The following is a 21,811-nucleotide window of genomic DNA, read 5'->3' as shown; positions in this document are numbered from 1 at the left end:
GGAATGATACATATGATAAATAAATTGAAAGAAAACATAGGATCTGTTTTTGTCGGTAAGGAAAATGTAATTGATTTACTCCTCGTTTCACTGCTTGCTGATGGACATGTACTACTCGAAGATGTGCCTGGCACCGGAAAAACATTACTTGCAAAAACAATTTCTAAAAGCATTGGTGGTAATTTTTCTCGCGTTCAATTTACCCCTGATGTACTTCCGAGTGATGTAACAGGTATTGAATATTTCAATCCAAAAACTAGTGAATTCGAATTAAGACTTGGACCAGTTATGACAAATATACTACTCGCAGATGAAATTAACCGCGCGATGCCGAGAACACAATCTAGTTTGTTAGAAGCGATGGAAGAACGACAAGTAACGCTTGAAAAGCAGTCTACTCCTCTTCCGAAACCATTTTTTGTTATTGCGACGCAAAACCCGATTGAATCACAAGGGACTTTCCCGCTTCCAGATGCACAACTTGATCGTTTTTTAATGACGATTTCAATTGGTTATCCGGCTCCTGAAGATGAATTAAAAATGATGCGCCGTTTTCGTAACAATGCACCGTTAGAAAGCGTCACATCTGTCATTTCTTTAGAAGACATTTTAGAAGCGCAGCAACAAGTGAAAGAAATTTTCGTATCAGAACCGTTAGAACATTACATTATTAAACTTGCTCACGCTACAAGAAATCATGATTACATCGCTAACGGTGTAAGCCCGCGTGCCACTTTAGCTTTAGTGCGTGCCGTTCAAGCATTAGCCTTTTTACGCGGGAGAGAATATTGCACACCTGAAGATATACAATTTTTAGTTCCTTCTGTTTGGAATCACCGTATCGTCTTGTCAATGGAAGGAGCTTTACGTACGACAAAAAATGAATTAATGCAAAGGATTTTAAAAGAAGTTGACGTACCTGTGGAGATTGAACAAGCATGAATGGACAGCGCGTTGTAACTGTACCTTTATTTTTTCAAATCCACATTATTCAATTAACTGTGCCCATCGCTTTACTTTTTACGTTTTTTCTACCGCAACGGATTATTATGTTTCTCTTTTTCTTCTATTATTTATTTGCGCTTTTCATTTATAAATATGTCGCTTACATAGAGAAAAGATTTCAAGTTATAAATGAAAAACAAACAACTCGGCTTTTCCCTGATGAATCCGGACAGTTTTTTATTCATTTAAAAAATGGAGCAAATATACCACTCGTTAATGGTGTTTGTTATTTTCATTTAAATTCGTCCCTTATACCGCATAAAGATCAAGGGATTGAACAAATATCAAAAACGTTATTTTCTTTCCCATTTTCACAACCTGCTCATTCAGCGCAAAAATGGGATTTAACATTAACCGCAACGAAGCGTGGTGTTTTTCAAATTGAACAATTTGAATGTGTTTTAAAAGACCCTTTTCATTTATTAACTGTACATTTACCTGTTTTCGATAAATTAAAGACTGAAATTATTGTATACCCTACTCCTAAAGAAGTAGCCGGTTTACAAAAACTTCAGCAATTATTAACAGGTTCTTATCGAACGAATTTCTCTTTTTACAATGATGAAACTTCCATTATCGGTATTAAACGATATGAACGTGAATCTTTCCGCTCTATTCATTGGAAAGCATCCGCCAAAATGCAGGTGTTACAAGCGAAGCAATATGAACCTGTAAAAAATTATAGTTGGACGATTTGTCTTTCTTTAGCTGCTGATCGCGGATTCGGTTGGAAAGAAAATGTAGAAGACCTTGTTTCATTTACAACATACATTTGTCAATTCGCAACGAAACATCAAATACCGTTTGAATTGTTTATTAGTGTATTAGCAGAAGGGGGTGCATTACATTTACCGTTAAATGAAGGACAAACGCAATATGCAAAAGCTTTAGAGGAATTAGCACGTATTACAGAAGATAGTACGTTACTTCCGAAACAAGGATTTCTTCACTATATAACGAGAAAAAGAGAGCGCTCATCTACAATGATATACATTGGTACGCAGAAGCATGAGCTCCCTCTTCTATCTCAGCCTACGTTTCTCATTAATAATGAAGGGATGGTGGAAAAGCTTGAAAACTTGGCTCTATCACGTTAATGACTTTATTCTACTCCTCCTTCTTTCATTATTAACGGAAAGAGATGAACTCATTGGTATTGCTATATTTTTAATGACCGGTTATGTAGGAGTATTTCTTATTCATAAATTTATGAATATAAAAACAACAGGTTTTGTACTACTGTTAGTTATTCAAATAATCGGTTGTTCTTTATTTCTACCTTTCTCTATTTTAGGCACAATATTATTACCACTGTTTTTCTTTATCGTACACTCTGTTGGACCGGGATATCCAGTACAAAAATCGTTAGGCGGTATTGTATGGTTTGTCGTTTCAGCTATATTTTATGCCCCCTTTCCGCCATTGTGGAAATTGTTACTATTAACTTTACACATAATGATTACATTTTGGTTAACAGGTTCCAATCGCAATCAACAGCTATTACGTTTCACTTCTATTATTACGATTGGAATAATTAGCGCTTTACTTATTCCGGTATTTCCTTATATTCGGCTTCTTTTTTCTTATATCATACAAGTAGTTGCCTTAGGATTTGGTTATGCTTTAAATCCATTGTTCTCGGCAGCTGCATTAAAAGATACAGACGACTTTTGGTCGAATAAAGGAAATTTAAAAGATCCTCAAATTAAAGAGGAATTGGGGCAGCGTCCTTTTGATCCAACTCTCATTAATAGCATTACAATAATAGCCTGTACAGCCATCGCTATTTACGTCGTTTGGAAAATAGTAAAAAAACGAAAACATTTAAGTTTACCAAATATGCCTGTCTTTGAATCTACAATCATTACTGATAAAGAAGGCATTAGCCAAAAACGGTTCAAACGAAATAAACCACCAAATAACGAAATTCGGAAAGAAATTTTCAAACTCGAGAGCAAACTATTCCCCCCTTTAAACCGAGAACGAGGAGAAACGGTTGAGGCTTGGCTAGAAAGAATAAATCTTGAAGAAGGTGCAAATATTCAGAGTCATATTATTATAGATGCTTATAATACAGTACGGTATTCAAATGGTGAAAACACTGTACTTTTGCATAAATTTAAGGAAGAGATTCATAAGCTTTATGCATATCAGAAGAGTTTGAAGAAGAAGAGAAAATGATGTATACAAAAAGACTCCTATTAAACTAGGAGTCTTTTTGTGTAAAAGTCCACGTTACTTTTCACAATTTATGCTTTTTTCCCTGCTTCAATTTCTAAAGATTCTTCATGCCACCATAGTGTTTCTTCAGGATCCTCTTTAGCGATTTGATGTGCTTCTTTTTTCGATTCTACAGTAGGATAAGATCCTTTTAGTGCACGTCCTGATGTTGTGACAAACAGTACACTAAATACAATTAATCCAATTACACTTACACCTGTTAAATAAAATGCTGGTGCTAGTGGATTACCAGTAGCATGAACTAAGTATGAACATACGAGCGGCGTTGTACCACCGAATATAGATACAGAAATATTAAAGGAGATAGAAAGTGCACGATAACGTACATCGGTGAAAAAGAGTGCTGGTAATAACGAAGGCAATGTTCCTTCATATACACTAAGGAAGAAACCTAAGACGAAAATACCCGCAAACATGGCTACAATATGTCCGTTACCAATTAATAAAAATGCTGGAATTGAACATAATGCTAAACCAAGTAAACCAATTTGTACTACGCGTTTATTACCTACTTTATCACTTAATTTACCGAAATAAAGTGCCAGTGGAATCATAAGTGCCATCGTAATTGAAATAATTAATAAGCCAGTTGTTTCTTTGACTTTTAGTACTTGTGTTAAATAAGAAGGAATATACGAAAGGATCATATAGTTTGTAATGTTAAAGAAGGCAACAATTACTGTGCTTAATAAGAAGTCTTTTTTGTGATATTTTAATATATCCATAAATGAAAATTGTTCGTTGTCTTCAGATTCCTCTTGTGCTTTTTCCATCTCTTCAAAGATGGGAGATTCATCTAAATGACGTCGTAAATATAAACCGACCAAACCAATTGGTGCAGCAATTAAGAAAGGAATACGCCATCCCCAGCTGAGCATTTGCTCATCTGTTAATAATAACGTCAAAATGGTAACAATTACCGAGGCAGCAATGTAACCTGAGAGTGTTCCAATTTCAAGACCACTACCGAGTATACCACGCTTTTTATCTGGAGAAGATTCTGCGATATAAACCATTGCTCCTGAATATTCGCCGCCTGTAGAGAAGCCTTGAATCATTCGAGCAACTAAAAGTAGTATTGGTGCCCATACACCAATTTGTTCATAGGTTGGTAGTAATGCGATGAATAATGTAGAAAGTGCCATTAAAATAATAGTTGTACTTAAAACAATCTTTCGGCCGTATTTATCTCCTATTCTACCAAAGAAAATACCTCCGATTGGTCGAACGAGAAAGGCCGCCGCAAATGTACCAAATGTTAGTACAAGTTGCAAACCACTATTATTCACACCTGAGAAGAATAATTGACTTAAAATCACCGCTAAATACGCGTATAATCCGAAGTCAAACCACTCCATTGCATTCCCTATACCAGTAGCAACGACTGCTTTCCTGGCTTGTTTAGGATTGACAATATTAACGTCTTGAGGTTCAAAATTTAAATCATTATTTTGTTGCATATAATAAAACAGCTCCTTATTTAATTTAACTTCTTTAAGCACACCTTCTCTTACTAGAATAAATTCAATACGAAGCACTTAAGGAAAAGCAACGTCTCCTTATCTGTTATTATTGTTTCACATAATTAATTATTTGTCCAACGAGATGCTTCCTAGATTAAGTAATTTACTATTTTAAAAAGCTGAAGAAGGCGCTATACGAGTACCTTTTTCAGCTTTTTATTTTAATACGTAAATTTATTTTTCCCACCCCTATTTTCTTCCTATTTGAATTAAAAATAAGGTGCTTTTTTATAAAGTTTTTTAAACACTCGCTATAGCTGATAAGCTATGAATACAGGAGATAAACTCATAAATAAATGCATCAATTTCTTCTTTAGTAATTATATATGGAGGAAGTAAACGGATGATGTTCCCTTGTGTAACATCAACTAACATTCCTTTCTCCATTAGCTTCACCTGTAATTTCTTAACATTTTCATTCTTATCATTCAAACTAATTCCAAACATCATTCCAGCATGACGTACTTCCTGAATATAATAAGAATTTTCTTTCTGAATTTCTTGCAATTTATCATTTAGATAGTGTGATGTTTCATACGCTTCTTGCATTAAACCATCGTCAATCAATGTATTTAAAACCGTTAAACCTAAAGCCGTTCCCATTGATGAATGAGCAAACGTTGTTCCATGATCTCCTGGTGAAAACACATCACATAACTTTTCCCCTACAATAATCCCACCTAGCGGTATCCCGCCTCCTGCACCTTTACCAATTTGAATAATATCAGGTGTAATATTGAAATTTTGATAAGCAAACAATTTCCCCGTTCTCCCCATACCACTTTGAACTTCATCCACGATAAGCAGCACATTATATTTATCACAAAGATGTTGAACACCATGTAGATATTCACTTGATAAAGGATAGATCCCGCCGCTTCCTAAGACAGGCTCTAGCATAATTGCAATTGGATTTTCTTTAACAATCATATCTTCTAATTGCTCTATATTTTCACGTTCCACTTCATATACAGGAATCGATGTTTTCGGGAAGTTTTGATATACACTTTCTTGTCTCGTAAAATGTAACGCCCCTAATGTTCGCCCGTGGAAACTATCTTTCAGCACAACGACTCCGTCACGTTCTTCATTCGTAATAGATTTATATTTATCAATTAATTTTAACGTTGTTTCTGTCGCTTCCGTACCAGAGTTTGTAAAAAAAACTTTTCCATTTTTTAAAGAGCAATCAACTAATCTCTTTGCAAACTCAATCGCAACTGGGTTTAAAAAGTGAAATGGTAGATGCAACGATTTCGTAACTTGCTCCATTGTCGTTTGCACAATTTTAGAATGATTGTATCCTAATACGTTTACTCCTACGCCAGAAAATAAATCTAAATACTCTTTACCATCTACATCATACAGTTTACAACCTTCTCCTCTTTCTATCGCAACCTTCGTACGACAATACGTAGGCATCATATATTCTTTATCTAATTGAAACCAATCCGACATGTTAAATTCCTCCTAATTATTTTTCCCGTTTTTCATGTTCATTGTCTATAAGTCATTTATAAATTAATTTTTATGATTGAAATTTTAATTGTGATTTCTTCTATCTTTTACTAAAACGTGTTATTTCTCTTCCCGATATTCATTTTTCCATAATTTCTTCTATTTCAACAGGTCCACGCTATGCGCATTTTTTTCATCTAGCGGTATGTTACTAATTTGAACTTCGTATGTAATACATAATTAAGGTTAAAAAATCATATTTAGTAACAATCAACGAAAAATTTTTGGAGGCTATGTCGATGAATGAAAAACATGATAAACAGAGGCAATCTTTATTAGGAGAAGACTTAAATAGCAATCGAGAACTTAATGAACCAGCTAAACTTCACTCTCAAACAGTTGGTTCACGTGGGCCTGTTTTGAAGCAAGATAGTGTACTTCATGAGTCGTTACAAGAATTTATTCATGAAAAAATTTTAGAAAGACCTGTTCATGTAAAAGGATTTGGTGCATTTGGTTATTTCCAAACGATATATCCGATGTCTGAGCATACAAAACTGATATTTTTACAAAATTCTAATGAGAAAATCCCTGTTATGGTTCGCTTTTCTTTAGCTGTCGGTATAAAAGGAACACCTGATACATCTAGAAATGTAAGTGGCTTTGCTACAAAATTTTATACAGAAGAAGGCATTTTTGACCTTATATGTAATCACATTCCTGTCTTTTCTATTCGTGATCCGATGCGTTTCCCGGAATTTATTAAAGCATTCTTACCTTCACCTAAAAATAATTTAATTGATCCTGATAGGTCTTGGGGCTTTGTAGCAAGAGCGCCTGAATCGATTCATTTTATTGTACGTTTATACTCTGATGCTGGTACGATAAAAAGTCTTCGCCACATTCCAGGACATAGTGTAAATACATATGTTTGGAGAAATGCTCAAGGTATTAGAAAGTACGTTAAATACCATTGGTACCCATTTGAAGGTGTACAATACATTAGTCGCGAAGAAGCAAATAGACTAGCCGCTGAAAATCCTGATTACGCTGGTAAAGATTTATACGATGCGATTGCGGGTGGCAAACCGGTGGAATACGGCCTATATGTTCAGCTTATGGACCCTAAGGATGAAGCAAATCTTTCTTATGATCCTTTAGACGATACAAAAGTATGGGATGAAAAAGAGTATCCTCTAATACCAGTAGGCAAAATGGTATTAAATAAAAATCCTGATAATTATATGGAACAAGTAGAAAAAGCCGCCTTCTCCCCTTCTAATTTACTAGACGGCACAGAATTATCTGATGATAAAATACTGCAAGGCCGCGCTAATATTTATAGTGATTCTCAAAGAAGAAGGATTGGGGCTGAATTTCGTAAATTACAGGTTAACCAACAGCAAGATTGGACACCTGCTAATCAAGCAACAAGCGGTGACGGAAGATATGTTGAAGGAAAACTTGAAAGAACTTCTATAACTAAACAAGATGACTTTAAGCAGGCTGGTGAATTTTATGCGAAGTTACAACCGATAGAAAAAGAACATCTTGCCGAAAACTTAGCTAGTGATTTGAAAGTTATATCTGAGGATATTAAAAAGGTAGTTTTGGGGTATTTTCATAAAGTGTCAGCTGATTTGGTGAATAGGATTGAGAGTGCGATGCAAAGGCTTTAAAAATATAAAAAACGTCATTTTTAATGATGAAAATGACGTTTTTTTATGGCGAACTTACTAGTGATTTCTATCGGCCACTGTACATTTATTAACGAAATCTTTCCCCTTCAAGATTTTCTTTATCTCATTTCATATTATGGTACTCATTTCTCTTTTTCAGATAATCTTTTTCACATTGTAACGGTCTGTATTCCACGATTTTCCCTTGCTTCTTTTTCGTTTCGGTAACAACCCATTCCCCTTTTTCAAGGTTTAAGCGTTTCATTACATTAGTATCGTCAATTTCTTTATAAAGTAAAAATGCTTCTTGCGCCCTCACAAACAACCTAGGCTCTCCTCTATATCCACCACTATCATAAATTTTAGTTAGTGAATTATAATAAGAATCATCAACCCGCCCACCATACATCAAATGTGCAGCCTCTAGATCTCTTTTGCTGACTTCCATAAAACTATTTTCATCAATATTTAAATCAAACGTAGATATGATGTCCTTCATAATATTTTTCACATACTTTTCATCACGCATTTTACTTTCTTCCAGACAATCCGAAGACAACCTTGGTGCATTTGACTGAGAATGTACCACATGCTGTATAGATACACACAAAATAAATACACTTAAAACATACAATATTTTTTTCATATTTAAGTATCACCTCAAATAATTTAGATACTATATTATTTGTTTTTGAGGAGATTCTATTCTTATGCTAATAATATAAAAGGCCCTATAAATTAGACTTTTATAGGACCTTTCATATTAATATTGCTTTATTAACTTCACAGGCGTAGCAAGTAGCTTACTACTTTTCACATCATATAAACCTATAGGTGTTACCCGTATAAAAGGCAAGTGCGTTGCAGAAAAGAATAAAATCGTAAATGCCGGATCGTTATAGGCGTAGCCTCGCTCTTGCAATAATTTCACCATCTTTTTCTCTTTATGTATTAATGTGCTCATTTTTAAATCAGACATAATCCCGAGCAATGGTAAAGCAATTTCGTGTATCACTTCAGTCTTTTCAGCTATTACGATCCCGCCACCGAGCTCTTTCACTCTATGAAAAGCTGTAAGCATATCTTCTTTACTCTTTCCAATAAGAATGATATCACCTGTTCCGGAATACGAACTAGCAAGGCCTCCTAATTCTTTCGCAAAACCTTTCACAACTGTATTCACTCGCCACGTACCATCACGAGCAATCATCATAAGGAAACACTCATCATGGTCAAGGGAAAGTTCATCACAGTTTAATTCGATTTCACTAACATATGGCTTTGTTATGACGTCGTTTAATAATTTTATACCATTTGTATCAGTGAAAATCATATCTTCTTTCTGCAAACACCAGTCTAATTGTAAAGGTGCTACTTGGAATTTATCCCACTCTATACTTACTGATTTATTTTTGTTTACTCCTTCACGCTTCATCCACTTACCCTTTGCAATTACACTTATTGGAGTTGGATTTTCTTTACTTTCCAAAATGTTAATATTGGCGATTCTCCCTGTGGCAATCGCACCATGTAAATGCTCCATATTATAATAACGAGCAATGTTATAACTTGCCATATTATAGGCATCTATAACTGGTATCCCTTGCTTAATCGCTATTTCTATCAATCTATTTGTCATTCCGTTTTCATAAAATGACGGATGCGAACCGTCTGTTGTGAAAATGAATCTATCAAATTGTTTAACACCTAGTTCTAGCAATTCTTTTACTAAAATTTCTAAATCTGGACGGATAGAAGAATTTCTAAGAGAAACAGTGTAACCTTGCATAAGGCGTGTTAATGCTTCCTGCCCTGTCATCGCTTCATGATCACAATCCGTACCTAACAATTTTAACTTTGCTAAAGTTGTTTCAGACGCTCCGGGAAAATGACCTTCTACTTTCTTCTGTAATCGTTTTGTTTCCTGTACCCAATTTAACATTTCCTCATCGCCATTTAATAGTTTTGGCCATGCTGTTAACTCCCCTCCTTGAAGAACATCTTCATGGTTCAGCCATTCCATTATTTCTTCACTATTAAACAACGATTGGCCATTTTGCAACTCAGTTTGTCCATCGAAACGACACCACCAATACATGCTTGCCGGAATCTTTTTATATTCATCTAATAAACGAAACGCTACTTCCCGTTGTAATGTGAAAAACAAAGTTAAATTATCATTAATGAAAGTTGTTGTACCAAATTGCATCGCATGATTTGCTAAAGTCTCTGGATTATATAATTGATATGGATGTGCATGCGGTTCTATGTAACTAGGAACTACATACTTTCCATCGCAATCAATCACTTCACATTCTTGTAGTTGCTCTGGTAATTTTTCTCCTACATATACAATGCGGTCATCATAGATCCAAATATTTGCTTTCATCCACTCACGCATATAGGAATTTAAGTATGTTGCATTCCTTAATAAAATGTGTGGACTTCTCGTACCATCTAGTACTTCAACATGTTCTCGTAATTGCTTATTACTCCATTTATAATGATTTTGTCCCAATGTACTCAACTCCAAATCTATTAATTGTTATATTGGTTAAAACGAGAAATAGTTAATCAACTAAAGTATTCTCCATTCATAACTCCCCTGTATAAATCACTATAACCTTTATTATATGGAACGATTGAAAAAATAACAATTTTCAGAATTAAAGATATACCTCTTTGCTCCAAAATAAAAAAGATGTCACGCAACTGACATCCCTTTTATTTTTATACTAAGAGCTATAAGATTGACTTTCACTTTGAAATGCAGTTATATCGTATTTATGTTCCACATAAACTTGATGCCATATCATAAATGCTAACACTGTCAATATTTGCAAAATTCAAAAATCTCCTCTTTTATATACAACTATAGCAGAATCCAATTCACTTTCTTTTCATCTATTTTTTAAATTCAATTTGCATCATTTTATTAAACTGCTTAATAATATCAATCGCACCTAAAGAGTTAATACTGACCGCCAATGTATGTTTGCCTCCAATTACTCCCCCAGCAAAAGTTGTAAATCCAGGAATTGCTCCTCCGTGACCCCAAATTGAAACACCGTTTGGAAGTTTAGTCTCATAGATTCCAAGGCCATATCCATCACCAACGCCTTCTCCTTCTGTAGGAACTGTAGTAAGCATTTCTTTTAGTTGATTTTCCTTCAATAACTTACCGCCGAGTAAAGATGAAAAGAACTTATTTAAATCGTCCGCATTAGAAATCATATCTCCAGCTGACTTAGCTAAACTCGGATTATAATACGTTATGTCTTTCAATTCGCTTGTTCCTTCAATTTTCATATACCCTCGAGCATGATTCTTTCCTGGGATAACGGTTGAATTCCCTGGTAAAAACGTATTTGACAGATCCAAAGGTTCAATAATTCGCTTTTCAATTTCTTCTGCATAACTATTTCCAGTTATTTTTTCAATAAGCATTCCCAATATTACGTATCCTGTGTTTGAATACGACCACCCCTTACCTGGCGAAAAATCAGGTGGTAGAGAAAGTCCCATTTTTACTATTTCTTCTGCTGTATACGTTTTTTTTGAATTCATTATGTCAGCGTCTTTTGACTTTAAGTATTCAGCTATACCACTCGTATGATTCAAAAGTTGACGTATCGTAATTTGATTGCCATCATACCCATTTCCTTGAATGAGACCTGGTAGCCACTTTTCAATTGGATCGTCAAGTTGTACGCGATTTTCTCCTACTAATTGAAGAACAGTCGTAGCAGTAAACGTCTTCGTCACGCTACCAATCCGAAAACGATAATCCGATTTCATCGGTTTCTTTGTACTTAAATCTGCCACGCCAGCAGTATAGCTACTAGTTTTTCCGTTGTTAAACGTCTTAGCTAATACCCCTGGTGTTCCAAGCTGTACTGATTCCTGCATTACTTGTTTCCAACCATTCCGGTTCTTTTGATCATGTGCTTGTGACGGACTAGATAAATTTTGAACAGACTCTGCTTTCACAGTAAAACCTGGTGTGAATAGAGTAGTACCCGCTAATAAAATTGCCAAACTTGCTAACTTAATTGAATCACATTTTTTCATAAGGCTTCCTCTTCTCTGTTAATATCGTATTGATTCAAGTTATACTTTAATCCTATATGATAAATCTCTCTTTTTTCTTATCCATTCCTTACGAAATACTTACGTTCAAATTTTGATACGATAAGCTGAGAAAGGGTTATGTATGCAAATAAAAAGAGAACGTGTTTTCATTTTTTATGTAAACACGCTCTCTTAAATATTTAAAACCTTATATTAATTTTTTATTCCATTCTATTCTTTATACAACTAATCTTCATTCACTCTTACCATCCCGCACTAGCATTCATACCATTTCCAAGAATAGTGAGCAAAAGTGGCCACAGTACCGGCCCTAACGTAAGAAGTATATTTAGAAGTATAAGTATTCTATATACCCCAGAGAAATTATGATCTTTACGATTTACAAATACTAAAATCACTACTAATATTATGGTCGTTAAAAATAAAAGTAGAATTAGCAACCAATACCAAACCATTAAACTGAGACTCCATGGTGTTAATAGCTCGTGTATTATACCAAATGTGATTCCTAATACTCCAAAACTAAAGGTAGTAACTGTTGATTTTATAAGCAATTTATTTAATGTTTTTTCGTATGTATTTTTACAATATAAATCTATTAAAGTGTATAAAGATAAATATGCCATTAATACACCTATCCAAGATAATAACCAGTCTCCGCCTCCTCTAAATAACATGAACAGTAGCCAACACATCCCTACTGCAGAAAAAATAAAGGAAAGAAGTATACTTTTCAATATCGGTTTCATTATATTTTCACACCCTTAAAAATAAATTATAAGTTTTTACTAAACTCATGCAATTTTTTATTTACATGCTACCCGTTAATCGTTTAGCTTTAATACATCCTTTTTTCATTCTATATTAATAAAATAAAGATATACCCATGAACAATTTAATAAGCAATACTCTACAAAGAGTTACATATAGCTTGTATATTCTTTTCCATTGGTAGAGATATAAAAAATTAAGTATACATTAACATGCAATTAAATATAAGTAAATAAAATTAATTTACAGTTAATTTTATTTACTTATATAATTTTTACATTCAGATTATTTCCGCCCTTTCCCATCTCCCTCTATCCATCGCATCGCCTTTTCTACATCTAACTTCGTATACGTCTTTTCACCATAACGAACAGACTCATATATAGGAATAATATCTCTCGTTCTACAAATTCTTCTTAACCATTGTTGCATCGTTTCATAGGACCTTCGCTGTTCATGAAATGGTAAAGTTCTTTCCCATTCAACTAACGTTTTCCTTATCGTATCTTTAGGCAGTGGCTGCTCTGACTGATGAATGACTTTTTCATTCTTTACGGTTCTTACCGAATTCTCTTTTGTTTCAGATTGTTTCTCCTGTTCTATTTCTGTTTTCATCAATCTTTTCCTAATATACTTGTAGAAAGAATATATGATTGCCACTGCAATAATTACAGAAAAAGCTACAGTAATCCATGAATTTGAAAGCACAAAAAATACGCCTCTCCATGAATTTTCCCGTTCGAAACCTTTAAATTTTTTACCCGTTGTTGTTCTTTCCACATTATCTCCCACTTTTTTATCTTCTATAGGTGTTCCATAATCTTCAATATTTCCGGAGTTTATTGTTTCCTTATAAATTTCTTTAGATTTCTTTTCACTAAAAAAACGCTCTTTTACTATGTCTTGTACATGCACCACACCTTGCGATAACATTATCGCACTAATCGCAAAGAAAAGTATGATTAAAGCTCTTACACTCCAAAACTTCACTTTCATATGCCTCTTTTTATTAATCATGACATAAGCCCCTTCTTATTCTTTAATTACAATCCATTTATTCGTTCTACTGTATTTCCTTGGGGAAGTACCAAGAATTAAAGGAACTGCATCCAATTCCTTTCGACGAAAACCAGCTGTGTAAAAATAAGAAGAAGATACAGGAGTATCTTGGTCCGATATTGAGGCAAGTACTTTTAATACATTTTGCAAATGTTTTCGATTATCGCCGTTCTTTATATGCAACAATCCGTTATCTTTCACGCTATTAATCCATAATTCAAATGAACAATCTTGCATGAGCAATTGTTTGCATATGCCTGCTGTTAATTCAATTAGTTCCTCTGTATCATTTCGCAAAGAAACGCCACTTTTATTTTGTAAATTAAGATAAACCGCGTATTTATCTGATTGTGTTCGTTCGTATTTTTTGGCTGTTATCGTCCCTGTTTTTGCTGTTGCACCCCAGTGGATAGAACGAAAATCTTCATTTTCATAAAATTTCACGCCCATTACTTTCGTTTCATCATATAGCGGAGAAGACATTGCTTTTCGAAATCCGCGTGACCATTCCTGTAATTCAGGTACTTGTATTTTCGGAACAGCTGGCAAAACTAAATAGGACGGTGTATCAACATGACTATATGTTATATGATTCGTTATGAATCCGAAGGGATCAGTAATAACAATTTCAACTTCTTCCCATTTTGCAATACCTCTTTTTAATGCTATAGCTTGTAAATCAAATGAAACTGTCTCTCCACCTTTTATATTGAAATTCATATAATAATTTGAACCTGTACTATGATTTTTGTTTAGTTCATCATGCTCCCAAGCTAGCTTATTTTCACATTTAAATCGAAATACGATATTGAAAATAGGAAATATCGAGTTGTTTGAAATTTTTATTTTGCACGTGTTCGTCTCACCGATAAAAACATTTGAATTTCCTTGTTCGTATTCCCAGTTAATGCGAGATACTTTCCGTATGTATACATGCGCAGCACCTATTAAAATTAAATACAAAAATACGAGAGATAAAAACAGTAGATCACTTGAAAATACACATAAAATAACGGCTACAACTGACACAACTCCTATTACGAAGGGTTCCGCTAACGGTGTATACACGAGCTGTTGATTCATCGTACATTCTCCACTGGTACACTAATCGTATGAAAAATTTCTTTAATGATTTGATTTTTTGTCGTTTTCATCTCCCCTTCAATCGTTAACGTTAACCGATGGGCGCAGACAGATGCAGCAAGTGTCTTTATATCATCTGGCGTACAGTAATCTCTTTCATTTAATATCGCCCGTGCTTGAATCGCCCTCATAAATGCCAATGTACCTCGCGGGCTTACACCAATTTCAATCAGTTCATGCTTACGCGTTGCCTCAATGATTTCAAGAAGATAATCCTGCACATCATTCCCTACTAACACTTCTCTTGCTCTTTTTTGTATATCAATAATTTCTTCAGTTGAAATAATAGAATGTAATGCTTCTAGAGGATCATTCGTTTGAAATCGTCTCATCATTTCCTTTTCTGCTTCTCTTGTTGGATAACCTTGACGTATAGTCAGTAAAAATCGGTCTAATTGAGCGTCGGGTAAAGGAAATGTACCGGCTGACTCGAGAGGATTTTGCGTTGCAATAACTAAAAAAGGTTCTCGTAATGAATGTGTCCGTTTCGCAATCGTAACGGTACGTTCTTCCATAACTTCAAGTAATGAAGATTGCGTTCTCGGTACAGCTCGATTAATTTCATCAACTAATACTATATTTGCAAAAATAGGCCCTAACCTCGTTTTAAATTCCGATTCTTTCACATTAAAATATTCGAGGCCAATGACATCTCCCGGCAAAGTATCAGCTGTGAATTGAATTCTTTGAAACTTAGCGTCCACACTTTTTGCTAAGCTTTTTGCTAATGTTGTTTTTCCAGTCCCAGGTACATCTTCTAATAAAATATGTCCTCTTGCTATAAGAGCTATTGCTGCGAGTTCAATCGATTCATCTTTTCCTATAATGACCTTTGAAATATTGTTAGTGATTTTCTTTAATATGTTCATATATTTCACTACCACCTTTAATATTTTAAAAATTAAGAATATTTATTTTCCAAATTATAACACATTAAGTTAGAAGTAAATATATTCCTATCAAAATAAAAAAGATGACCTAGCATACGCTAAAGTCATCTTTTTCTACCTCATTATTTTACTAACTCTCCATTATAAACCTTTATATCAAGCGGAGCAGTCAAAAATTGTGCTGCTTTACTAACGAAAGATGTGAAGTGTTCACTCGTATTATGACTCGCAACTGCTTCTCCATCTTTCCATACTTCTACCATCGTATAAACATTTTCTTTTTCTGTATCTTTATATAAGTCATAAGATACATTTCCACTTTCTTCTCTTGAACCATGAAGTAGTGGCTGAATTTCTTCTAAAAATGATTGTTTTTTTGCTGGATCTACTTGAAATATTGCGTGAATAATAATCATGGTGTTTCCCCTCTCATATCTCACTTATTTCTGTTTTTATAAAATTACTTCCACTCAGCAACTTTTTCAATTGGAAGACGTACTGATTGATAACCCATGTCTGCAGCTTTTCCGATTGAAATTAACATTACTGGTACGTGACGCTCTTTATCTAATCCGAAAGCTTCAGCGATTTGATCTTTCTCAAAACCACCAATTGGACATGTATCATAGCCGTGAGCACGAGCTGCTAACATAAATTGCATCGCTACAAGACCACCGTCAATTAGTACCGTATCTTTCATTACTTCTGGTGGAACCATTGAGAAGTAAGCTGAAAGTTTTTGCATTTGATCTTCTTTTACTTCAGCTGGCATTAATCCGCGCTCTACTGCTGTACCATAAATTTCTTCTGCGTTATCAAAGTTGTTTAAGTCACCAAATACAGCGATCATTGCTGAAGATGTTTCTACTTGAGATTGATTGAATTTTGCAAGTGGCGCAAGTGTTGCTTTTGCTTCGTCACTTTCGATAACTAGGAATCTCCATGGTTGCATGTTTACTGAAGATGGTGCAAGTGTTGCTTCTGTAAGAATTTCAGTCATTTCTTCTTTACTAATTTTCACTGAAGGATCGTACTTACGAATAGAACGGCGTCCTGTTAAAATTTCGTTAAAATCATTTGTTTTTACTGAGTTAGTCATAGTTGTATTCTCCCTTTTTTATAATTCTTTTATATTTTCTTGAATGTGATTTAACATATTTAAAAGATTATCGCGTTCTTCCTCACTTAATCCTTTAAATGCAGATGCTGCAAAACGTTCTTTTTCCTCTTGAAACGCTTGAATTTTATTTCGCCCCTCTTCAGTAAGAGAAACTAGCGTAATTCTGTTATCATCCGGATTTTTACGTCTTACAATCATTCCGTTTGCTTCAAGCTGTTTTAAATGCCTCGTAATCGCAGCATTATCAATATTCACTTCTTGCTGAAGTGCTTTTTGACTAATTTCACCTACTTCAAATAACTGAAGTATAAGCTCTAATCGAGACTGACTCATACCCGTACACCCTTCAAACTTCGAACTTACTTCTTTATTTAGAAAGTGTAATTTATATAAAATAATCGCTTCTTTTGAGCATGAACTTGTCAAATTACCCCTCCTTTACATCCAAATTAAAAACGTTTGATGTATCAATAGTTGATATGTCAATTAATATAATCTATATCGATTTAGAATGCAAGCATTTTGTTTTCATTTTATTTTTTCCAAATTAAGGCGCTTTGTAGCGTTACAAAAAATGTAAATTACATTATAATAGTAATAATTTAAATGACTGGAGAGTGATTGTAATGCGGCAATACACAAATAGAAATGAGGAAATGACAATGGAAAATGAAATGAGGATATTCACATATGACAACAATAAATATAGGGATTGTCGCGCACGTAGACGCTGGCAAGACGAGTTTGACTGAGCGAATTCTTTTTGAAACGAATGTAATTAAAGAAATTGGCCGTGTTGATAGCGGAAGTACGCAAACTGACTCAATGGAATTAGAAAGACAACGCGGAATTACGATTAAAGCATCTGTCGTTTCTTTCTTTATTGATGATGTAAAAGTAAATGTCATTGATACACCAGGACACGCTGATTTTATCGCTGAAGTGGAGCGATCATTCCGTGTTTTAGACGGTGCAATTTTAGTCATCTCTGCCGTTGAAGGTGTGCAAGCACAAACGAAGATTTTAATGCGAACATTACAGAAATTAAACATACCGACTGTTTTACTTGTTAATAAAATTGATCGTAGTGGCGCAAATACTGAAAAAGTTGTGAAGCAAATAAAAGAAATTCTTTCAAATGATGCAATCTCCTTCTACTCTGTAGAGAACGAAGGGACAAAGGAAGCTCGTATTATTGAATATAAATCATATGACGATTGTATCGAACAATTAGCGCCATATAACGAATCTTTACTTGCATCATATGTAAATAACGAAATAATACCGGACGCACTATTAAGAAAAGAACTCGAAAAGCAAATACAGCAAGCAAATGTGTTTCCTATCTTTTTTGGTTCAGCAATGACAGGTATTGGAGTAACTGAGTTACTTGAAAATATTTCAGCCCTAATTCCAGCTACTAAATCGTCACAAGATGAAAAATTGTCCGGTATTGTTTTTAAAATTGAACGTGAACCTTCTGGTGAAAAGATTGCTTACGTAAGATTATTTTCTGGTTGTTTACATGTTAGAAAATATATTGATATTCAGCGTGGTGAATATCTGTCACGTAAAGAAAAGATTAAAAAAATGTGCATATTTCATAACGGAAATACAGTTCAAGCTTCTACTATTCATAGTGGAGAATTTTGCAAAGTGTGGGGACTTACGAATATTAAAATTGGGGATATTATCGGTGAACGGACAGATTATATTAAGGACATTTACTTTGCCGAACCACAAATGGAAGCTGCAATTGATGCAGTGCCTAAAGAGCGAATTCATGATTTATACGCTGCACTTATGGAACTGTGCGAAGAAGATCCACTCATTAAAGTGTGGAAAGACGATGTTCATAATGAACTATACATTCGCCTGTTCGGTGAAGTACAAAAAGAAGTTATCGAAACAACACTTTATGAAAAATACAATTTACAAGTTACTTTTTCAAATACACGAGTTGTATGTATTGAAAAACCAATTGGCTTAGGGAATAGCGTTGAAGTAATGGGTGAAAAAGAGAATCCTTTTTACGCAACAATCGGCTTCAAAGTTGAACGGGGTGAACTTAACTCTGGCATAACGTATAACTTAGGCGTTGAACTTGGATCACTACCTTTAGCATTTCATAAAGCGATTGAAGATACTGTATTTCAATCGTTAAAACAAGGTTTATACGGCTGGGAAGTTGCGGACATTTCTGTCACGTTAACACATACTGGTTATGCAAGCCCTGTTACAACAGCGAGTGACTTTAGAAACTTAACACCGCTCGTTTTAATGGATGCTTTACAGCAAGCTGAAACTTGTGTATTTGAGCCATTAAACGAATTTGAATTAACTGTACCGGAGCACGCAATTAGTACCGCAATGTATAAGCTCGCAGCCATTCCAGCAACTTTCGCAGAGCCTATATTGCATAATGATTCTTATCACTTAACTGGATCGTTACCTATTGCGAAAACAGAGAATTTTAAACAAATGCTCCATTCATTTACTGAAGGAGAAGGTATCTTCACAACAAAGCCAACTGGTTTCACAAAGCTTACGGCTCCCTTCCCTACTCGAAAACGTGTTGACTTTAATCCGCTAAATCGGAAAGATTATTTACTTCATGTGTTGAAGGCTTATTAAATAAAAAAGAGGTGCAATTCGCATCTCTTTTTACATGTATTAAAAACTTAAATTAGTTCATCCTAACAACTTCTTTAAGTTTTTCTATTACTTTCGCTATAGCTTCAATTGAATTCTCTGTTTCATATTCCCCAACATTTACAGAATGATTTGCGTTTTTGACAACATCGATTTTTAAATTCGTTTTATGTAACTGATCAATTTGATTTGCATTGTATTGATGATCTTTGTCTCCAATTACTAAAAGCCCGTCGTGATGACTATGTAAGATAGAATCAAAAATCGAATCAAACGTCAGTAAGGGTGTGAGTAATATCATTTTTGAATGTAAGTATTCTTCTCTCTTCATTAAGTCATTTGCAATCGGGATTGTTCCGAGTGATTTCCCTAAAAACATCGAATTGCTATATTGCCCATTTTTTAATACTTCATTCATTATAGGATTAATATCATCCATCATTATTTTCGTTATTTCTTCCATTGGTTTATTCATTGCCTGTTCGTCGTAAGAATAATGAATATGTACTACATCTATTTTATTTTCAAGCATAAGCATCGTTGCATAATAAAATAACGGCTTATCATAATTGTAACCGGAACCTGAAAACATAAAGCAAATCGTTTTAGAGCCCTTTTCTATATGTGTGTAACGAATTACTTTGTCATCTATATGAATCTCTTTTTTAGTCCCTTTCACCGTTTTCCCCTCCGAATGCCTTTAATTTTGTAAAAGAATATGCTCTACGTGAATAGCCATGTCCTTTACTTTATCTTTTATAAATGCCGGCTGTAAGTTATATGCATCTAACGCTTCCACCGGTACCCACTTAAATACATACGTTCTTCCTTCTTCTTCAAGAATGTATTGATCCACCCCATTTGCAGGTAATTCATGCAGCTCTACTTCATAATAAAAACTGATTTCATGAAACTTTCGCTCAGAAAGTGTAAAGAAGCTTTCTACTGACCATATTAATCTTTTCACTTCAATAGGAACGCCTAGTTCTTCTGCAAGCTCCCGTCTTAACGCATCTTCACTATTTTCTAGCATTTTCACGCGCCCGCCTGGTACGTACCAATAATCTTCGCCTTCATTTTGAAGAATGAGTATTTTATTATCGTGTTTACAAATTGCTCCGACGCGGTAATTAAAACATGTTTCCTCTACTTTAAACGTAAGATCCACACCGATTTCCCCCTATATTTTATTTAAATATCGAATCATTAAAAAACTAATATGTATGTGCTGTACAAATAAGATTACTAAATTTTTCTATTGCATTCAATGATTTTCGAACTTTCCAAAAACTACACTCACCTTTTTGTCATTACAGGTATTTATACGTATGTTACAATCACAATGCACACTAGAAAAGCAATATGGGGGTACGAATGGAAACGTTATTAATCCAGCAAACTGAGAAATCGAATAAGTTTTGGAAAATCGTTGTAAAAGATAGAGACTATGTTGTGTTTTACGGAAAAATCGGCACAGTTGGTAGTGTGAAAGCGAAAGAATTTGAAACAGAAGAAGAGTGTATAAAAGAAGCTAACAAACTAATCGCTTCCAAACGAAAAAAAGGATATACAGACCCTATTCTTGGAGAAGATTACATAAAAGAAAAGACGATAACGGAAGAAGAATTTTGGGAGCTACTCGCTCGTGCAAAAACGAAAGATGAAGATCAAGAAGAACAACTAGAATGGCTTACTTCTCATCTTGCTAAACGTACAGTACATGAAATTGTAGCTTTTGATACACATATGCATCGTATTTTGAAAGATTCCTATACTTCTCGTTTATGGGCAGCGGCCTATATTATTATGGGTGGTTGTTCGGATGATTCTTTTGATTACTTCCGCGGATGGTTATTGTTCCAAGGAAAAGAAGTTTATGAAGCGTGTATTGAAGATCCAGAACGGTTAATTCCTGTGTTAGACAATATGAGCGAAGATGACGTCCCAGAATTAGAAGAACTTACTCTATATTATGGTCAAACTGTATATGAAGAAAAGACTGGGAATGAAGAAGATACATACTTTACACTTTATCATGTACTTTCAAATGAAAGAGCTTCTAATATTGACATCGAATTAGATTGGGATGAATATGACGAAGAAGGATTGAAAAAGATGTTTCCTATGCTATGGGAAATGTACGGGGAAGATCCGATTGAGTGGTAGACTAATATTAGG

Annotated in this window: 20 protein-coding genes; 6 read left to right on the top strand and 14 right to left on the bottom strand. The window is 34.4% G+C overall.

The window, feature by feature from the left end; all coding sequences use genetic code 11:
* Nucleotides 1-12 precede the first annotated feature (12 nt).
* Genes QCI75_RS12090 through QCI75_RS12080 form a run of 3 tightly spaced genes read left to right on the top strand, consistent with a single transcriptional unit; the run spans nucleotide 13 to nucleotide 3,186 of the window.
* Nucleotides 13-942: an AAA family ATPase gene (locus QCI75_RS12090; protein WP_353760552.1), complete on the top strand. Its 930-nt coding sequence runs from the start codon at nucleotides 13-15 to the stop codon at nucleotides 940-942.
* A complete protein-coding gene (locus tag QCI75_RS12085) occupies nucleotides 939-2,102 on the top strand; it encodes a DUF58 domain-containing protein (protein ID WP_353760551.1) in 1,164 nt (387 codons plus the stop codon). Before QCI75_RS12090 ends, QCI75_RS12085 begins: the two co-directional genes overlap by 4 nt.
* Nucleotides 2,077-3,186, top strand: a complete 1,110-nt coding sequence (locus QCI75_RS12080; protein ID WP_353760550.1) for a DUF4018 domain-containing protein — start codon at nucleotides 2,077-2,079, stop codon at nucleotides 3,184-3,186. Before QCI75_RS12085 ends, QCI75_RS12080 begins: the two co-directional genes overlap by 26 nt.
* A 68-nt stretch (nucleotides 3,187-3,254) precedes the next feature.
* Here the strand turns inward: QCI75_RS12080 and QCI75_RS12075 are convergent, their stop codons facing one another.
* Both QCI75_RS12075 and QCI75_RS12070 read right to left on the bottom strand, forming a co-directional pair.
* On the bottom strand, nucleotides 3,255-4,706 hold the full coding sequence (locus QCI75_RS12075) for an MFS transporter (RefSeq protein WP_353760549.1): 1,452 nt from the start codon (nucleotides 4,704-4,706) through the stop codon (nucleotides 3,255-3,257).
* Nucleotides 4,707-5,009: 303 nt separating this feature from the next.
* The gene (locus QCI75_RS12070) at nucleotides 5,010-6,227 is read right to left on the bottom strand and encodes an aspartate aminotransferase family protein (protein ID WP_353760547.1); all 1,218 of its coding nucleotides are present in this window, start codon (nucleotides 6,225-6,227) and stop codon (nucleotides 5,010-5,012) included.
* 299 nt (nucleotides 6,228-6,526) lie between these two features.
* Between QCI75_RS12070 and QCI75_RS12065 the strand changes: the two genes are divergently transcribed.
* Nucleotides 6,527-7,906, top strand: coding sequence for a catalase (locus QCI75_RS12065; RefSeq protein WP_353760546.1), 1,380 nt, complete (start codon nucleotides 6,527-6,529; stop codon nucleotides 7,904-7,906).
* A gap of 124 nt (nucleotides 7,907-8,030) precedes the next feature.
* Here the strand turns inward: QCI75_RS12065 and QCI75_RS12060 are convergent, their stop codons facing one another.
* The 10 genes from QCI75_RS12060 to QCI75_RS12015 all read right to left on the bottom strand — a co-directional run bounded on the left by QCI75_RS12060 (nucleotide 8,031) and on the right by QCI75_RS12015 (nucleotide 17,407).
* Entirely contained in the window at nucleotides 8,031-8,552 is a 522-nt protein-coding gene (locus tag QCI75_RS12060; protein ID WP_353760545.1) for a hypothetical protein, read from the bottom strand.
* Nucleotides 8,553-8,669: 117 nt separating this feature from the next.
* The gene (locus QCI75_RS12055; protein ID WP_353760544.1) at nucleotides 8,670-10,424 is read right to left on the bottom strand and encodes an adenine deaminase; all 1,755 of its coding nucleotides are present in this window, start codon (nucleotides 10,422-10,424) and stop codon (nucleotides 8,670-8,672) included.
* A 386-nt stretch (nucleotides 10,425-10,810) separates the two neighbouring features.
* Nucleotides 10,811-11,977, bottom strand: coding sequence for a serine hydrolase domain-containing protein (locus QCI75_RS12050; protein WP_144509024.1), 1,167 nt, complete (start codon nucleotides 11,975-11,977; stop codon nucleotides 10,811-10,813).
* Nucleotides 11,978-12,240: 263 nt separating this feature from the next.
* The gene (locus tag QCI75_RS12045) at nucleotides 12,241-12,747 is read right to left on the bottom strand and encodes a DUF3902 family protein (protein WP_144509023.1); all 507 of its coding nucleotides are present in this window, start codon (nucleotides 12,745-12,747) and stop codon (nucleotides 12,241-12,243) included.
* Nucleotides 12,748-13,054: 307 nt separating this feature from the next.
* Nucleotides 13,055-13,786, bottom strand: a complete 732-nt coding sequence (locus QCI75_RS12040; RefSeq protein ID WP_353760543.1) for a signal peptidase II — start codon at nucleotides 13,784-13,786, stop codon at nucleotides 13,055-13,057.
* A gap of 15 nt (nucleotides 13,787-13,801) precedes the next feature.
* Nucleotides 13,802-14,911: a DUF58 domain-containing protein gene (locus tag QCI75_RS12035; RefSeq protein ID WP_353760542.1), complete on the bottom strand. Its 1,110-nt coding sequence runs from the start codon at nucleotides 14,909-14,911 to the stop codon at nucleotides 13,802-13,804.
* Nucleotides 14,908-15,855: an AAA family ATPase gene (locus QCI75_RS12030; RefSeq protein WP_186321020.1), complete on the bottom strand. Its 948-nt coding sequence runs from the start codon at nucleotides 15,853-15,855 to the stop codon at nucleotides 14,908-14,910. The genes QCI75_RS12035 and QCI75_RS12030 overlap by 4 nt, the downstream gene beginning before the upstream one ends.
* A 128-nt stretch (nucleotides 15,856-15,983) precedes the next feature.
* Entirely contained in the window at nucleotides 15,984-16,277 is a 294-nt protein-coding gene (locus QCI75_RS12025; protein WP_353760541.1) for a putative quinol monooxygenase, read from the bottom strand.
* Between the two features lie 44 nt (nucleotides 16,278-16,321).
* Nucleotides 16,322-16,960 (bottom strand): nitroreductase family protein, encoded by a 639-nt coding sequence (locus QCI75_RS12020; protein WP_144505506.1) that lies wholly within the window; start codon nucleotides 16,958-16,960, stop codon nucleotides 16,322-16,324.
* Nucleotides 16,961-16,978: 18 nt separating this feature from the next.
* Nucleotides 16,979-17,407: a MarR family winged helix-turn-helix transcriptional regulator gene (locus tag QCI75_RS12015; protein ID WP_000204166.1), complete on the bottom strand. Its 429-nt coding sequence runs from the start codon at nucleotides 17,405-17,407 to the stop codon at nucleotides 16,979-16,981.
* A gap of 264 nt (nucleotides 17,408-17,671) precedes the next feature.
* Between QCI75_RS12015 and QCI75_RS12010 the strand changes: the two genes are divergently transcribed.
* Nucleotides 17,672-19,615 (top strand): elongation factor G, encoded by a 1,944-nt coding sequence (locus tag QCI75_RS12010; protein WP_144505504.1) that lies wholly within the window; start codon nucleotides 17,672-17,674, stop codon nucleotides 19,613-19,615.
* Between the two features lie 52 nt (nucleotides 19,616-19,667).
* Here QCI75_RS12010 and QCI75_RS12005 read toward each other — a convergent pair whose 3' ends face one another.
* Nucleotides 19,668-20,312, bottom strand: a complete 645-nt coding sequence (locus tag QCI75_RS12005) for an alpha/beta hydrolase (RefSeq protein ID WP_353760540.1) — start codon at nucleotides 20,310-20,312, stop codon at nucleotides 19,668-19,670.
* Between the two features lie 21 nt (nucleotides 20,313-20,333).
* The gene (locus tag QCI75_RS12000; RefSeq protein WP_002146952.1) at nucleotides 20,334-20,801 is read right to left on the bottom strand and encodes an NUDIX hydrolase; all 468 of its coding nucleotides are present in this window, start codon (nucleotides 20,799-20,801) and stop codon (nucleotides 20,334-20,336) included.
* Between the two features lie 206 nt (nucleotides 20,802-21,007).
* Between QCI75_RS12000 and QCI75_RS11995 the strand changes: the two genes are divergently transcribed.
* Complete coding sequence (locus QCI75_RS11995; RefSeq protein WP_353760539.1) at nucleotides 21,008-21,799, top strand: DUF4240 domain-containing protein; 792 nt, start codon at nucleotides 21,008-21,010, stop codon at nucleotides 21,797-21,799.
* The last annotated feature ends 12 nt before the right edge of the window (nucleotides 21,800-21,811 follow it).

The sequence above is a fragment of the Bacillus cereus group sp. RP43 genome (genome assembly GCF_040459645.1).
Taxonomy (GTDB): Bacteria; Bacillota; Bacilli; order Bacillales; family Bacillaceae_G; genus Bacillus_A; species Bacillus_A mycoides_C.
The sequence above is the reverse complement of the archived record's forward strand: the minus strand, read 5'-3'. Positions and strand labels throughout refer to the sequence as shown.

Excerpts from the sequence above, each read along its gene's own strand:
- QCI75_RS12090 (WP_353760552.1), top strand. The coding sequence starts at position 13 with ATGATAAATAAATTGAAAGAAAACATAGGATCTGTTTTTGTCGGTAAG.
- QCI75_RS12085 (WP_353760551.1), top strand. The coding sequence starts at position 939 with ATGAATGGACAGCGCGTTGTAACTGTACCTTTATTTTTTCAAATCCAC.
- QCI75_RS12075 (WP_353760549.1), bottom strand. The coding sequence starts at position 4,706 with ATGCAACAAAATAATGATTTAAATTTTGAACCTCAAGACGTTAATATT.
- QCI75_RS12070 (WP_353760547.1), bottom strand. The coding sequence starts at position 6,227 with ATGTCGGATTGGTTTCAATTAGATAAAGAATATATGATGCCTACGTAT.
- QCI75_RS12065 (WP_353760546.1), top strand. The coding sequence starts at position 6,527 with ATGAATGAAAAACATGATAAACAGAGGCAATCTTTATTAGGAGAAGAC.
- QCI75_RS12060 (WP_353760545.1), bottom strand. The coding sequence starts at position 8,552 with ATGAAAAAAATATTGTATGTTTTAAGTGTATTTATTTTGTGTGTATCT.
- QCI75_RS12050 (WP_144509024.1), bottom strand. The coding sequence starts at position 11,977 with ATGAAAAAATGTGATTCAATTAAGTTAGCAAGTTTGGCAATTTTATTA.
- QCI75_RS12045 (WP_144509023.1), bottom strand. The coding sequence starts at position 12,747 with ATGAAACCGATATTGAAAAGTATACTTCTTTCCTTTATTTTTTCTGCA.
- QCI75_RS12040 (WP_353760543.1), bottom strand. The coding sequence starts at position 13,786 with ATGATTAATAAAAAGAGGCATATGAAAGTGAAGTTTTGGAGTGTAAGA.
- QCI75_RS12035 (WP_353760542.1), bottom strand. The coding sequence starts at position 14,911 with ATGAATCAACAGCTCGTGTATACACCGTTAGCGGAACCCTTCGTAATA.
- QCI75_RS12025 (WP_353760541.1), bottom strand. The coding sequence starts at position 16,277 with ATGATTATTATTCACGCAATATTTCAAGTAGATCCAGCAAAAAAACAA.
- QCI75_RS12020 (WP_144505506.1), bottom strand. The coding sequence starts at position 16,960 with ATGACTAACTCAGTAAAAACAAATGATTTTAACGAAATTTTAACAGGA.
- QCI75_RS12010 (WP_144505504.1), top strand. The coding sequence starts at position 17,672 with ATGACAACAATAAATATAGGGATTGTCGCGCACGTAGACGCTGGCAAG.
- QCI75_RS11995 (WP_353760539.1), top strand. The coding sequence starts at position 21,008 with ATGGAAACGTTATTAATCCAGCAAACTGAGAAATCGAATAAGTTTTGG.